General features: G+C 60.6%; 10 protein-coding genes and 1 tRNA gene. 3 read left to right on the top strand and 8 right to left on the bottom strand.

Features of this window, described 5'->3' with window-relative positions; all coding sequences use genetic code 11:
• Positions 1–76: 76 nt before the first annotated feature.
• Both Uis1B_RS07675 and Uis1B_RS07670 read right to left on the bottom strand, forming a co-directional pair.
• A complete protein-coding gene (locus Uis1B_RS07675; RefSeq protein WP_101617103.1) occupies positions 77–598 on the bottom strand; it encodes a helix-turn-helix domain-containing protein in 522 nt (173 codons plus the stop codon).
• Between the two features lie 115 nt (positions 599–713).
• The gene (locus Uis1B_RS07670; protein ID WP_101617101.1) at positions 714–1,967 is read right to left on the bottom strand and encodes a hypothetical protein; all 1,254 of its coding nucleotides are present in this window, start codon (positions 1,965–1,967) and stop codon (positions 714–716) included.
• 350 nt (positions 1,968–2,317) lie between these two features.
• Here Uis1B_RS07670 and Uis1B_RS07665 point away from each other — a divergent pair, with 350 nt between their 5' ends.
• Entirely contained in the window at positions 2,318–2,980 is a 663-nt protein-coding gene (locus Uis1B_RS07665; RefSeq protein WP_101617099.1) for an NUDIX hydrolase, read from the top strand.
• Positions 2,981–2,996: 16 nt separating this feature from the next.
• Here Uis1B_RS07665 and Uis1B_RS07660 read toward each other — a convergent pair whose 3' ends face one another.
• The gene (locus Uis1B_RS07660) at positions 2,997–4,436 is read right to left on the bottom strand and encodes a metallophosphoesterase (RefSeq protein WP_101617097.1); all 1,440 of its coding nucleotides are present in this window, start codon (positions 4,434–4,436) and stop codon (positions 2,997–2,999) included.
• Positions 4,437–4,687: 251 nt separating this feature from the next.
• Between Uis1B_RS07660 and Uis1B_RS07655 the strand changes: the two genes are divergently transcribed.
• Positions 4,688–6,049, top strand: a complete 1,362-nt coding sequence (locus Uis1B_RS07655; RefSeq protein ID WP_165782796.1) for an ATP-binding protein — start codon at positions 4,688–4,690, stop codon at positions 6,047–6,049.
• A gap of 97 nt (positions 6,050–6,146) precedes the next feature.
• On the opposite strand, the gene gdhA is transcribed toward Uis1B_RS07655, so the two are convergent.
• The 5 genes from gdhA to Uis1B_RS07630 form a co-directional block, all read right to left on the bottom strand.
• Positions 6,147–7,493 carry an NADP-specific glutamate dehydrogenase gene (gene gdhA / locus Uis1B_RS07650; RefSeq protein ID WP_101617095.1) on the bottom strand — a complete coding sequence of 449 codons (1,347 nt, stop codon included), beginning with the start codon at positions 7,491–7,493 and terminating at the stop codon, positions 6,147–6,149.
• Between the two features lie 205 nt (positions 7,494–7,698).
• Complete coding sequence (locus Uis1B_RS07645; RefSeq protein WP_243390315.1) at positions 7,699–8,313, bottom strand: DUF4125 family protein; 615 nt, start codon at positions 8,311–8,313, stop codon at positions 7,699–7,701.
• A 182-nt stretch (positions 8,314–8,495) separates the two neighbouring features.
• Positions 8,496–10,616: a DUF4037 domain-containing protein gene (locus Uis1B_RS07640; RefSeq protein ID WP_101617091.1), complete on the bottom strand. Its 2,121-nt coding sequence runs from the start codon at positions 10,614–10,616 to the stop codon at positions 8,496–8,498.
• A gap of 150 nt (positions 10,617–10,766) precedes the next feature.
• Positions 10,767–11,954, bottom strand: a complete 1,188-nt coding sequence (locus Uis1B_RS07635; protein ID WP_101617089.1) for an MFS transporter — start codon at positions 11,952–11,954, stop codon at positions 10,767–10,769.
• Positions 11,955–12,227: 273 nt separating this feature from the next.
• Positions 12,228–12,304, bottom strand: a tRNA-Pro gene (locus tag Uis1B_RS07630).
• Between the two features lie 133 nt (positions 12,305–12,437).
• On the opposite strand from Uis1B_RS07630, the gene lysS reads away from it, so the two are divergent.
• Positions 12,438–14,132, top strand: a complete 1,695-nt coding sequence (lysS, locus tag Uis1B_RS07625) for a lysine--tRNA ligase (RefSeq protein ID WP_101617087.1) — start codon at positions 12,438–12,440, stop codon at positions 14,130–14,132.
• Positions 14,133–14,189: the final 57 nt, after the last annotated feature.

The raw sequence follows: 14,189 nt of genomic DNA, 5'->3' as shown, positions 1-14,189 counted from the left end.
ACCCCTCCACTGCTATGTAACTGCTTTAATCCGGAAAGCTCATGACTGCCGTCCTCCTCGATGCAGATTATCGTTGTTATGACAGCAGCGGGTTGTCCAGTGTTGCCTTCGGATCTTCATCCGAAGCGATATCGTCGAAGATACGAAGATTATCACGATGACGAGTCTCCGAGTATTGCTGCAAATCAGACAACAGAACGCGACGATGACGGCCTACCCTTTCAAAAGGAATCTTCCCCTGCTCCAGCAGCTTCACCAGAGTCGGTCGGGATATGCCGAGAAAGTCCGCAGCGTCTTGAGTGGTGAGTCTCGTATCATATGGGGCGACAAATACGGCCTTTCCCTTTGCCAGTTGATCGGCGACCTTCAGCAGTACATCCGCAAGTTCCGGGGTAAGTGGGCGATCGTTTTCGCCGGGGACTTTAAGCATCGCTACTGGAAAGTCCTTTTGAGACGTTATGCCATCAAATTCGTGATCAAAGGATGCTCTGTCTTCCGATAGGCTGGCCAACGCTTCTTTGATGTCGATGAGTTGTTTGCGATCTTCCGCATTGGGCATATACGTCGCGGAATCCTTGGAAATGCTCTGCGTTCCCATGTGCGTTTCCTTTCATGCTGAATACCCTGCGGTGGATGTGTGAATATGTTCAGTATGGCATGTAAACGAAATATTCGCAAATTGTATTGCTGTGATGCCGTCGTGAACCCACGGCCTAAGCGTCTTTTTCGAACAGTCCGCAGCCGTGCTGGTTGCCGACCGTCCAGATGAACAGGGGGATGGCGTAGAAGGCGTAGGACTCGAACTGGATGTACAGGTACGCGATCAGCACCATCCACACCACGACGGTGCGATTCCACGCGTGATGACGGGTGACGTGAATCACCGACATCAGCAGAAACACGGCGAACATCAGGATGCCGAATTCGCTGATGAAACTCGAATACAGGCTCATGGTGAAGGTGTCGGCAGGCGGGTCCGCCAGACTCCGGATCTCCCAGCCCACGATGCCGCCATGCGCGTCATACCAGCGCCGGGCGCCGAGATACCCGTTCCTCACCGCGTCCGAGATGTTGCCGGCACCCCACCCAAGCAGAAAATGCGCCGGATCGTGCAGCCACGACCACATCGGGGCCAGTGCGTGGAAGATCCTCGCGGACATCGACCCGTCGCCGGCCAACAACCCATGGGTGAGCAGCGAATTCAACCGAGGATTGAACAGCATCGCGCCGATCGATCCGATGCCGATGGCAGCCATGCCGCCCACAAAACCCCAGGTGGCCCTTCGATCGCGGAAGTTCACCGAAGTCACCATCCACAGGAACAATGCCACGGCCGAATCGATGATGATGCGCGTGCCTGCCCCCATGGCGATCGAACCGATCGCGAACGTCGGTATGAGCACGGCCAGCCGACGGTCGCGCGTTATCCAGTAGCAGGGGAGCAGTACGCCGAACAGATGCATGCCGATGTACGAGGGTTCGGCGAACAGAAACTGCGGACGAGTCCAGATGTACGGTCGGTGGAGCAGATTGACGAAGTACGCCCGTACCGGCTTCCAATTGAGATGGCCGCCCTGCGCGAGATACTGCAGAACCCCCGTGGCGAACGCCACCCAGTATGCGGCGATGAGCACGCTCAGCGCGGTTCTCCACGACAGACGCTTGCGAATGAAGGCGATATCCAATGACGTCAGACAGGCCAGACCCAGCAGAATCGAAACGAAGGATTTCGTTAATGCCATGCCATGCACGGCTATGGTCTGCCACCCGTAGATCGAGGTGAGCGCCAGCATGATCGGGAACAGGAAGAACGGCAGGAATCGTCGCAGCGTCAGGCGCAGATACCGCCAGTTCCACACCGAGTAGGCGAGGAAGAACCAAGGGGCGATCGGACTCCAGTAGGGAAGTTGGATGCCGACGGCCGTGCCGTCCACCGGCAGGGTGATCAATGCCAGATACAGCAGCATGTCGGAAAGGTCGCTGAGGATCGGCCGAGGTCGATCGTCTGCCGAGATTTGATCGTCCGGCGAGGCGTTGCTTCTTGCCGGTGCAGGCGGTATCGGCGGATTACTTCCCGAAAACGATGATATGGGCTTGAGAATATTCGTTGACTGTTCCATCAATGTCCCCAGTGTAAAGGGTGAAAACGAAAATTCGGTAAAGGCAATCGGAATATAGCGAAATCATAATAGGGGGTTATTGGATGGTTGTGAAGGAACGTCGCTGTATTTGGGATTTTCGTGCGTCGATATGGATAGCAACCGAAAAACGGGATAGATTAGAACAATCTGTTGTTTAAATACCTTGGAGGAACAAGATGACAGGCGTGGACAACGATGTGGCGTCGGTGCGGTCCGGGTTGGAGACCGAGTTCGTGGTCAACGGCGAACGCGTAGTGTTCGAAGGGGGTGACGAATCCGGGTTCACGGTGATCGAGGCCGATGTGAGCATGACCGGGGACCGTGCCGAGGATGGCGAGCATATGCCGATCCTGTTCGCGCAGGTGAAGGGCGGCATGCCTGGCGTGGTGTGCGTCGCCGTACGCGATGGCATGCTGCTGCTGGCCCGTCATTGGCGATTCGCCACCGATTCGTATGAATGGGAGTTTCCGCGTTCGATGGGCATGAAGGGGCTGACCGCGGGAGCCGTGGCCGAGGAGGAGCTGCTGCGCGAAACCGGCGTGCGGGCTTCCTCGCGGCGAATCCTTCAGTCGGTGCACGCCGACTCCTGCAAGCTGCGCGATTCGATCGCCGTGGTGGAGCTCACCGTGGACGGTCCGGCCTCGCCCGCTGGCGCTGATGCCGATGCCGTCGATGCCGCCACCGCCGACGCCGATGTTACCGTTGCCGGCGATACGGACTCACGTCTCGTCTGGCTCTCCGAGGAGGAGATCGAGGAGATGATCGCCGCCGGTGACATCATGGACTGCATCACCTTGGCCGCCTACCTCATCTGGAAAACCCAACGTTCAGCCGAATAATCAGTTGGCAGTATCGTCAACGACGTCGTTTGCGGAGGGAATGCCAGGCTACGTGGGCCAGTGTGGCCACGCTGAGGGCGAGGGTGGCGAAAACCGGGGGTTTGCGCAGCTCGTTGCGGAAGGATGCGCCGTCGGTGACGAGGTGATCGCCGACGAACACGCGCAGCTCGTTGCTGGATGGTTCGCCGATCAGCTCGCCCCAAGTGAGCATACGAGTGTCGTACATCGCGGGATCGTCCTCATGGAAGGTGAACAGGCGGATGCCTCGCAACGCCGATTTCGGGCCGTACGGTGTGAAGCCGCAGGTGGGGGCATAGCCGAGATCCATGCCGTCCACATGGCCGACGAAGGCGTTCTTATGATCGTGCCCGGCGAACAGGGCGAAGTATCCGCCAGCCCTGCGCATGGCATCCACCTCGCCGCAGTTCGTGTCAGCGCAGCCGATGGACTCGCCGAGCAGGGAGCCGGGGCGGCACTTGGATTCGTCAAGCAGATAGCATTTGCCGGCGAAGGCCCGTGCACCCTCGACGGCGTACGGCGTCCACGCGGGCACTTCGCGCAGGCACTGGTAGAACTCCTGCGGGGGAATATGCTGGAATGCGATCGCCGGCACCGGCAGACCGTCGCCGTTGCGCTCGCCGAGATGACGCTGCACGTCGCCCAGCCATCGGAGTGCCTGATCGCTCGGAGAACCGTAGCCGGCGCTGTCCGCCAGATCGATCGCCCGGGAATGCTGCGAATACAGGCTGAAGGTGATCGGATGCTTGGCCTTGGCCTGCGCGTCGGTCTCCACGTAAGGTCCCGGCTCGCCGTCCTCACCGCCCACCTCGCCGGCATAGTCGCCGGAGTTCACCATCATCACGCTCATGGCGATCCGTCCGCTGCCGTCGGATGATTCTATCGGCAGCGCGAAGGTCCCCGCCTCGCAGGCGAGCGGATCATCGCCGTTCGCATCCACGGCGTTCGCATCCGCGGTGTCGGCCGGGACGCGCGGATTGAGACATCCGGGGAATTCTCGGTACATGTCGTCCTGCTCGTCGGCCAGCACGCCGCACTGGAAGTCATGGTTGCCATACGTGGCGGCGAACGGCACGTCGGCGGTGATCAGAGGCTCCAGGAACGAGGCGAAGGTCTCCCGTACCTTGTCGCGGGTGTGCTCCATGGCCGTGTCGAGATCGACGTGCTCCGGTTCCAGGCCCTGCACCTTGGCCTCGAATTTCGTGACGGAGCGGATGTGCTCGCCGGGTGTGTCCCCGCGGCGGCGCAGGAACGTGTCGATGTAGGCGGGATCATAGCCGCGGATCTGATCGCCGGTAAGCACGACGAGATCCGGCTCGGCCACGGCGATCGCCTCCCTGATCAGGCGGATCGTATCCTCGTTGACGTTCGGTCCATCCTGAATGTCGGCCATCTGCAGCACACGAAATGTGCCGTTCCCGCGAAATCGTAGAGTCATGCTTCCACTGTATATCCATGAGGTTAATGTCCGCGGTTTGCCAAACTGAATGCACGGCGTCCTCAATCTGAATCTTCGTGGAATTATAGGGGTGGGTGGATGATCGCGATGTATTGTCCGCTGCTGTTTTCGTGCACTTCGAACGCTTCCATATCATTGTTTTCGTGTATCTGAGACTTATTTAAATCGTTGTTTTCGTGTAAATTTGGAAATGTATATACTGGCATTTTCGTGTAATCGGAGTGGTGCGTATGCTGAAGCGAAAAATGATGAGCAAACTTATCGACTGGAAACGACGGTCCGACGGGCATGAAGCTCTGCTGATTGAAGGGGCCCGTCGTGTGGGCAAAAGTACCATTGTCGAGGCTTTCGGACGTACCCAATACCGCTCATTCATACTCATCGATTTCGCGCGATTGCCTCATGTCGTGCGCGAGATATTCGATGAACAGCGTGATGACCTCACTACGTTTTTTCTAATGCTGTCGACGTATTATCGCACGCGCCTGTACGAACGGGATTCGTTGATTGTCTTCGATGAGGTCCAGCAGTATCCCGCCGCCCGTGAACTGATCAAATATCTGGTCGCAGATGGGCGATACGACTATGTGGAAACCGGATCGTTGATCTCCATCAAAAAGAATGTTCGGAATATCGTTATTCCTTCGGAGGAACGGAAAATAGACATGGGTCCGTTGGACTTCGAGGAATTCTGCTGGGCAATGGGTGAAGATCTGCTTGCGGAGACGATTCGGCGATCCTTCGAAGCGCTTGATCCGTTGCCGGATGCCCTTCATAAGCGCGCGATGAGGCTGTGGCGTGAATATCTTCTGGTCGGTGGCATGCCACAAGCCGTAGCCGCATATGTGGAGAATCGTGATTTCGGTGAAGTGGATGATATCAAAAGAGGCATTCTGCAGCTTTATGGCGATGATATCGGCAAGTTCGCCAATGGGGACGCAGGACGTGTGAGAGGCATTTTCGCGCAGATTCCCGGGCAGCTATCCAAACACGAAAAGAAGTTCACATTGTCGTCGATCAGCACCAATGCGCGTTCGCGGGAATATGACGGTGCGTTCTTTTGGCTGGAGGATGCAAGGCTGGTCAATATTTGTCGTAATTCAACTGATCCATCAGTGGGTTTGGGGCTGTATGAAGACAATTCGTCATTCAAATGCTATATGTCGGATACGGGATTGCTGGTATCGGAGACATTCGCGGACCGGCAAACCACCCCTGACGATGTATACCGCGATATTTTGTTTGACAAATTGTCGTTGAATGAGGGAATGCTTGTCGAGAACGCCGTGGCGCAACAGTTTCGTGCGAATGGGAGAAAGCTGTATTTCTTCTCTCGAACGAATCGAAATGACGCCTCTCAAACCATGGAGATCGATTTTCTTATTGTCCGAGAATATGACAATGCCGCGATGAAACCTCGCATCAGTCCGGTTGAGGTGAAATCCACGAAACGATACGGCACGTCATCCTTGGATAAATTCCGCAGGATATACGGCAGTAAATTGGGCAAGGAGTATGTGCTGCATCCACGGCAGCTTGAAAGCGACGGAGAACGCATCAAACTTCCGCTGTACATGGCGCATTGTCTGTGAGAGACTTCGATATGGACGATCGATAGAGCGATAGAGAACGAGCCTGAGAACACTGCGGAGGCGTTGTTCCCAGGCTCGATCGGACAGGCGGAATCGTTTACAGAATGCCCTGGGCGACCATGGCGTTGGCCACCTTGACGAAGCCGGCGGCGTTGGCGCCGAGCATCAGATCGCCCTCATGGCCGTACTCCTTGGCGGCGGCCAGGGATTCGGCGACGATGGTCTCCATGATGTTCTTCAGCTTGGCATCCACCTCGTCGAAGGTCCAGCTCAGACGGTAGCTGTTCTGGCTCATCTCCAGACCGGAGACGGCCACGCCGCCGGCGTTCGCGGCCTTGGCCGGGCCGTACAGCAGACCGGCCTGCTGGTAGACGGCGATGGCCTCGGGGGTGCTCGGCATGTTCGCGCCCTCGACCACGGCCTGAACGCCGTTGGCGACGAGAGCCTTGGCGGACTCCTCATTGATCTCGTTCTGGGTGGCGCACGGCAGGGCGATGTCGCACTTCACGGTCCACACGCCGGAGCAGCCCTCATGGTATTCGGCACCCGGCACGCGCTCGGCGTACTCCTTGATGCGGCCGCGCTCGACCTCCTTGATCTGCTTGACCACGTCGACGTTGATGCCGTTCGGATCGTACACGTAGCCGTTGGAATCGGAGACGGTGACGACCTTCGCGCCCAGCTGCTCGGCCTTCTGCGCGGCGTAGATGGCCACGTTGCCGGAACCGGAGATCACGACGGTCTTGCCTTCGAACGAATCGTTGCGCAGCACGCGCAGGGCCTCCTGCGTGTAGTAGCACACGCCGTAGCCGGTGGCCTCGGTGCGGGCGAGCGAGCCGCCGAACTCCAGACCCTTGCCGGTGAGCACGCCGGAGTATTCGTCGCGGATGCGCTTGTACTGGCCGAACAGGTAGCCGATCTCACGGCCGCCCACGTTGATGTCGCCGGCGGGAACGTCGGTGAACTGGCCGATGTGACGGCACAGTTCGGTCATGAACGCCTGGCAGAAGCGCATGACCTCGGCATCGGACCGGCCCTTCGGGTTGAAGTCCGAACCGCCCTTGCCGCCGCCCATCGGCAGCGTGGTCAGGCTGTTCTTCAGGATCTGCTCGAAACCGAGGAACTTGATGACGCCCTCGTTCACGGTCGGGTGGAAGCGCAGACCGCCCTTGTACGGTCCGATCGCGGAGTTGAACTGCACGCGGTAGCCGCGGTTCACCTGCACCTTGCCCTCGTCGTCCACCCAGGCCACACGGAACTTGACCACGCGCTCGGGCTCGACGATGCGCTCCAGCACGCCGTTCTTTTCGTACTCCGGGTGCTTCTCCACAACCGGTTCGAGGGTTTCGAAGACTTCCTTCACGGCCTGCAGGAACTCCGGCTGATCGCCATCGCGCTGCTCGACCTGGGCGTAGACGCGCTGAAGGTACTCGTTGGTGAACATATGTTCTCCCTTGATCATGAGCCAATCGAAACGCAACCGCGGCGCCGGGGTCGTCAACTGTGATGGCGGGCGTACGGGCGTGCCGAGGGACTCTGCTTGATGAACACCCTCATCATAGGGCAACCGGGCCTGTGTGTGAATACCTATTCCAGATATAGGAAAGTCCTATCGCTGGGCGGTGCGACCTCGCCGGGCGGCGACGAGGTCACTGGGCGGCCTCGGCCTCCTCAAGCGATGAGAACCCGCCCAACGACACCGTGAGCCGCAGCGTCTCCTCGGTGAGATTGACGCCCGCACCGGTCAGATCCACGATCATCTGCGCGTACATCGCGAACGTGCGGTTCGAATACGTGCCGAGCTCGCCGCGCAGATAGGTTTCGAACGACGTGGTGCCGATCACGTCCTCGTCGGTGGTCAGCACGCGCATCGCCTCGCCGAGCTTCGGGAAGTGCTCGCGGAAGTCCCGCGCCCATGCCACCTGCTGCGCGATCACCGCCTCCTGCGCCTTCACGCGCTCCGGTTCCAGCTTCGGCATGTGGGGCTCCAGCTCGGTGTGATACCGCTCCGGCTCGGTGGACTCCATCATGCGGGCGTACTTTTCGGTGAGCAGATTGCGGCCGGTGGCATCGGCATCGTCGAGATCCTCGGCGTAGCTGTCGAGCATCTCCAGACGCCAGGTGAGGAACTGACTCAGCCGCATCTGATGGAAGGTGGGCCAGTTGCCCTGGCAGTTGGCGCGGCCTCCCTGATTGTTCACCTGCTGGAACTGCGACCATTCGTGTCGCACGATCAGCTCGGATTTGTGCGCCTGATCGTTCACGTCCTCCGGAGTGTCGTACCAGAGGGTCCTGCTGAGAATATGGGTGTCTTCGGTTGCGGCCTTGTCCGCTTCATTGTTGCTGGGTGATGTCGTCATACCGTTTCCTCGGTTTCGTCTTGCTGTTTCGTTTCGCTGCCATGCATCGTCTCGTCGTTCGTTCGCGGCGGACTTGGTGCCATCCGCTACAGGCTTTTCAGCCAGGGGTTGGCGATCCGCTCCTCCACGTAGGGCCGCTGCCATTCGAGGAACCGCTCGTCGCTGCGGGTCAGTCCGTCGCGCCTGAGTTCCTTGACCACCTCGTCGCAGATATGCTCGATGGTCTGGTTGATGGCGTCCACGGCCGGTCCCGCGCCCTTGCCGCCCTCGCCGAATCCGGCACCGCCGAAGCAGGCCGCCGACGAAAGCCGCAGCACGCTCTCCAGCTGTTCGCACGCATCGCTCATGCGCGTGAACATGCCGCGGCTGAGCTTGCGCAGCGCGGCGAACTGCCACTTGTAGTACGGCAGGTACCCCACGGTGATCGGCTCGTTGAGCAGGAACACGAACGACGAGACGGCCTTGACGAACTCGTTGATCGACAGCCATGCAGCCGCGCCGTCGCCGCGTTCGATCATGCGGGGGAAGTTGTACTGCCCGGCTTGGGAGATCATGCCCAGACGTCGGGAGATCAATGCGATCCGCACATCGTTGGGCATGGACTTGAATCCCTGACGGGTCTTCGAGAACAATCCCAGCGGATCGGCGAAGATCTGACCGTTCGTCGCCGCGGCCAGCGTGGCCTCGTCCAGCAGCAGCCATTCGTGCGCCTTGGCGGGGTCGTCGCCCGGCGCCTCGCGGTATCCGGTGATGCCTTCGAAGAAACCGCCCACGGAGAACACGCCCTCACGTCGTGAGGCCCCCTGCGCGCGCGGCGTGGAGGAGTCGGCGTTCTTCACCGTGAATCCCATGAACTCCTTCGGCAACAGCGTCTCGTAATCATGCTGCAGCTGTTCGCCGATCGCGGCGTAATCGTCATCGGTGAGCCACAGGCAGAATCGCGGGCCGAAATCGTGATCCTGGGAGATCGAATCGTCGAATCCGTAGCATTCCGAACCGTGACCCACCAGACCGGCCGCGATCCGTCCCTGATATTCGGGGTATCGGTCCGCGATCATCGGCTTGCCGCAGTTAAGCCAGTACTGTTTCGCCAAGGCCAGACCGGTGATGTCCGGGCGGGCTGCGGGGGAGGACTGGGTTGCGGGGGAGGATGTCGGCGTGGTGGCCGTACCGGCCCCGCCGACGTTCGCCGTGGAATCGGTGTGGTTCGCGCCCGGACCCGCCTGTGCCGCCGACGAGGTCATCGCCTGATCCTCAGGCTGGATATGCCAGTCGAACGACTGGGCCGCTCCGGCGATCTTGGTGGCGGTCTGGGAGTCATCCGCGAATCGAGAGCCCTCGGCATCCCAGAAATCCGAACCGTCGTCGGCGGGAACGGTCACACCGGCCTTGGCTGCGGCCTGTTCTGCGCCTTCGAGATTCTCCTTGGTGATGGCGTAATAGTCGTTGTGGCCGTAGCATTCCTCGATCACCGCCAACGACTTGCGGTAGGCGCGAACCGCGTTCGCCAGATCGCCCGCGTGGAAGCAGGCCTGCGCATAGCCGGCCAGCGCCGAGGCGAAATGCGCGCTGTTCTCCAGATGGCCGCGCCGGTAGATGCGCAGCGCCTCGGCCGCATGCTTCAGTGCCTCGTCGTCACGGTTCTCGTTCATCAGAATCAGCGCCAGATTCGTGTGGGTGGATGCCACGTCCACATCCTCCGTGGCGTTGACGCTGGAGGACTCCAGAATCCGCAGCGCCTCACGCAGTTCGGATTCCGCCTCGTCGTACCGGTTCGTCTCCGAATACAGAATGGAAAGGTTGTTGTGCAGCGCGGCGAGCCGGCGGTCCGTGGGCGCCAGCGTCTTCTCACTGGATTCCAATGCCTGCCGATACAGCTGTTCGGCGTCGTCGTACCTGCCGGCCGCGCGCGTGGCGGTGGCCGCGTTGATCAGCGTGGTGGCCCACGCGTCGCTGCCCTCAAGGCCCATGCGTTTCGCCAGATCCAGCGACTCCTTCACCAGCGGCAGGTTGTCGGCGTGCCGACCCTGCGAACGGTAGAATCCCAGCAGCTCGTTGATCACGGTGAGCTGGGCGCCGTCGTCCTGCGCCTCGCGCGCACGGCTCAGCGCATCCAACAGGTATGGCTCGGCCTTCGTCGCCGCGTCATGCGCGGAGAAGATCGCATCCAGACCCTTCAGAAACCCGTTGACATCGAAAGCGCTCATATTGATCCTCGTTTCATCGTCCGCAACGCACGGCCGCGTCGCGGTATCGACGTTTGCATTGTCGACACTGCCCAATCTTCATTCAGTCTAGGCGGTTGAGGGCATATGAAAAGGAGCTTCGATCACAAAAGGGCTGTGAGGTTTCCCACATCACACCTCAATCTTGCGCATCCGCTCGTATGCGCCGGTGTTGGATTCATGCCTCATCGAATACGTGACGAGGCAGATCACCGACAGCAGTGCCAGCGGCACGCCGGCCAGAGCGGGGTAGTGGTAGTTCATGCCGCTGGCGTTCAGCGCCGCTCCGCCGATCATCGAACCGACCGCGTTGCCGAAGTTGAACGCCACCTGCACGGTTGCGCCGCCGATCAGCTCACCGCCGCCCTTGCCGGCGTTCGCCATCAGCAGCTGCTGGGGTGAGGAGATGAAGAACAGGCCGAACGCCACCCAGAACGTAAGAATCGCGCACGGCAGGTTGCCGCCCGGCACGAGGAAGATCACCAGCAGGCCGATCATGGAAATCCCCTGACCGAGCGCCGCGGTGCCGGCATAACGCCAGGAGTCGCAGACCTTGCCGCCGATCAGACCGCCGACGACCATGCCGAAACCGGCCAGCATCATCAGTACGGGCACGAAGCCGGAGGGGAATCCGCCCACGCCGGTCAGCCACGGGGAAACGTAGCTCCACCAGCAGAACACGCCGCCATTGCCGAGGAACACCGCGGCCAGAATCATCCAAGGGCCGCGCTTCTTCAGGAACTGGAACTGCCCGGCGAGGCCCTTGTCGGGCACGGCGGGGATCTGCGGGATCCACAGCAATGCGAGCATGATGGTCACCGCGGCCCATGCGGCGAGCACGCCGAAGGCGAGGCGCCAGGAGAGGAATTCGCCCAGCATGGTGCCGGCGGGAACGCCGAGCATGTTGGCGATGGTCTGGCCGGTGACCATCGCGGAGACGGCCTGCGCCTCCTTGCCCTTGTCGGCCACGGTTTTGGCGATCAGCGTGGCTGTGCCGAAGAACGCGCCGTGCGGCAGGCCGGAGATGAATCGGGCGACGATCAGCATGATGTTGCCGGTGGAGAACGCCGACATGGTGTTGCCCACGACCACCAGCACCATGAACAGGATGATGAGGTTCTTCGGGGGAGTACGGCGGCCGAACACCAGGATCAGCGTGCCGATGCACACGCCGATCGCATAGGCGGAGATATAGTGGCCCGCCTGTGGGATCGTGACGCCCATGTCGTGAGCGGTCTGCGAGAGAATGCCCATCATGACGAATTCCGCGGCACCGAGGGCGAAGGCTCCGAACGCCAGCGCGATAAGACTCTTCTTCATATTCTGCTCTTCGTATGCTCCGTTGTTATGGTAATTGAATTGCGTGGAATGCTGTGAGCATCGTTTGACCGCAACATGATAATGCGGCGGTCGGGACACTCGGGGCCATTGGCGGAGATGTTGCTCGATGGCCTGACTGGCCATACTTGGTGGCATCTGGGTTAATTGGCGAAACCGATCATGAAGAGGACGTTTTCGGGTCGTTGATGAATGGTTCTGCCAATGAATTGCCAATGCATAATGAAAAACCCTGCTCGCAATGAGCGGGGTAACTGGTCGGGCTGGCGGGATTTGAACCCGCGGCCTCTTCGTCCCGAACGAAGCGCGCTACCAAGCTGCGCTACAGCCCGTAAAACCTCGATAGATAATACACGGATTCGTAAACCCGGCAAAAATGCGGCGTGTCGCATTGGAAAACCGTGGGGGAGAGGGCTGTTGACATAGCGGACGGGCTGTATCGCCGCATCGCTACACTGTACTGATATGACTGAGTCGATTGAGAATACCGCCACGGCCGATTCCTCCGAGACCGAACAGGAATCCGCCACCCCGCACATGACCACCGTCGAACGAGCCGAAATGCTGCTCAGGCAGGACGCCGCCATCACCGAGCGCGTGAGGAACGGTTCCTCCCTGGACGACGCCATCGATCCCTCCGGCAAGGAATTCGGCCCGCTCGGCCATTCCGAGCAGGTGCAGATGCGTGTGGCCAAGCGCGCCCTGATGCTCAACTCCGGCCTCGCCCCCTACCCGGTGCACCTCGACGTCACCGCCACCATCGAAGAGGTGCGCGCCAAGTACGACGGCAAGCTCGAAGCCGGCGAGGAGACCGAAGACGTGGTCGGCATCGCCGGTCGCGTGCTGTTCCTGCGCAACGCCGGCGGCCTGTGCTTCGTGCAGCTTTCCGCAGGCGACGGCACGAAGATCCAGGGCATGATCTCCAAGCGTGAGATCGGTGCCGATTCGCTCAAGCAGTTCAAGCAGCTTGTCGACCTCGGCGACCACCTGTACATCCGCGGTCGCGTGATCGCCTCCAAGACCGGCGAGCTTTCCGTGTTCGCCACCGAATGGTCCATCGCCTCCAAGGCGCTGCAGCCGCTGCCCGCCCTGCATAAGGAGCTCAACGAGGACACCCGCACTCGCAAGCCGTACATCGGCATGATCGCGGACGAGAAGATCCGCAACATGGTGCGCAACCGTTCCAAGGCCGTGGCATCACTGCGCCGCACCTTCGACGATCACGACTTCATCGAGGTGGAGACCCCGATGCTGCAGACAGTGCACGGCGGCGCCGCGGCCCGTCCGTTCACCACGCACATGAACGCCTTCGACCTCGACCTCTACCTGCGCATCGCCCCCGAGCTGTTCCTCAAGCGCTGCCTCGTCGGCGGCATCGACCGCGTGTTCGAAATCAACCGCGACTTCCGCAACGAAGGCGTCGACGCCACGCACGCCCCCGAATTCACCATGGTTGAGGCGTATCAGGCCTACGGCACCTACGACACCATCGGCCAGCTGGTCAAGGAACTGGTGCAGAAGACCGCCAAGGACGTGTTCGGCTCCTACAAGGTGACGCTGCTCGACGGCACCGAATACGACTTCGGCGGCGAATGGAAGACGATGAGCATGTACGGCTCCCTCTCCGAGGCCCTCGGCGAGGAGATCGTGCCCAACGGCGGCCCCGACAGCCCCGGCACCTCCGTGGAGCACCTCGGTGAAATCGCCGACAAGCTCGGTGTGGAACGCGACGACGTGGAGAACCACGGCAAGCTCGTCGAACACCTGTGGGAGCACTTCTACGAGGACAAGCTCTACGAACCCACCTTCGTGCGCGACTTCCCGGTCGAGACCTCCCCGCTGGTCAAGGGCCACCGCACCAAGCCCGGCGTGGTGGAGAAGTGGGATCTCTACGTGCGCGGATTCGAGCTGGCCACCGGCTACTCCGAGCTCAACGATCCGGTCGTGCAGCGTGAGCGTTTTGTGGCTCAGGCCAAGGATGCGCTCGCCGGCGATGAGGAGGCCTGCGACATCGACGAGGACTTCCTCGAGGCCCTCGGCGTGGGCATGCCCCCGGCCGGCGGTATGGGCATGGGCATCGACCGACTGCTCATCGCGCTCACCGGTGCCACGATTCGCGAAACCATCACCTTCCCGCTGGTCAAGCCGCTGGTCGCCTGACGCGGCGAACGCTGCTGGTCGCCTGACGGAGTGATCTCTGATGATCACCTCATCCGT

Origin of the sequence: Bifidobacterium margollesii, assembly GCF_002860355.1 — a bacterium.
Classification (GTDB): domain Bacteria; phylum Actinomycetota; class Actinomycetes; order Actinomycetales; family Bifidobacteriaceae; genus Galliscardovia; species Galliscardovia margollesii.
Note: the sequence above shows the minus strand (reverse complement) of the source record. Positions and strands in the feature narration are given on the sequence as shown.

Excerpts from the sequence above, each read along its gene's own strand:
- Uis1B_RS07675 (WP_101617103.1), bottom strand. The coding sequence starts at position 598 with ATGGGAACGCAGAGCATTTCCAAGGATTCCGCGACGTATATGCCCAAT.
- Uis1B_RS07670 (WP_101617101.1), bottom strand. The coding sequence starts at position 1,967 with ATGCTGCTGTATCTGGCATTGATCACCCTGCCGGTGGACGGCACGGCC.
- Uis1B_RS07665 (WP_101617099.1), top strand. The coding sequence starts at position 2,318 with ATGACAGGCGTGGACAACGATGTGGCGTCGGTGCGGTCCGGGTTGGAG.
- Uis1B_RS07660 (WP_101617097.1), bottom strand. The coding sequence starts at position 4,436 with ATGACTCTACGATTTCGCGGGAACGGCACATTTCGTGTGCTGCAGATG.
- Uis1B_RS07655 (WP_165782796.1), top strand. The coding sequence starts at position 4,688 with ATGCTGAAGCGAAAAATGATGAGCAAACTTATCGACTGGAAACGACGG.
- gdhA (WP_101617095.1), bottom strand. The coding sequence starts at position 7,493 with ATGTTCACCAACGAGTACCTTCAGCGCGTCTACGCCCAGGTCGAGCAG.
- Uis1B_RS07640 (WP_101617091.1), bottom strand. The coding sequence starts at position 10,616 with ATGAGCGCTTTCGATGTCAACGGGTTTCTGAAGGGTCTGGATGCGATC.
- Uis1B_RS07635 (WP_101617089.1), bottom strand. The coding sequence starts at position 11,954 with ATGAAGAAGAGTCTTATCGCGCTGGCGTTCGGAGCCTTCGCCCTCGGT.
- lysS (WP_101617087.1), top strand. The coding sequence starts at position 12,438 with ATGACTGAGTCGATTGAGAATACCGCCACGGCCGATTCCTCCGAGACC.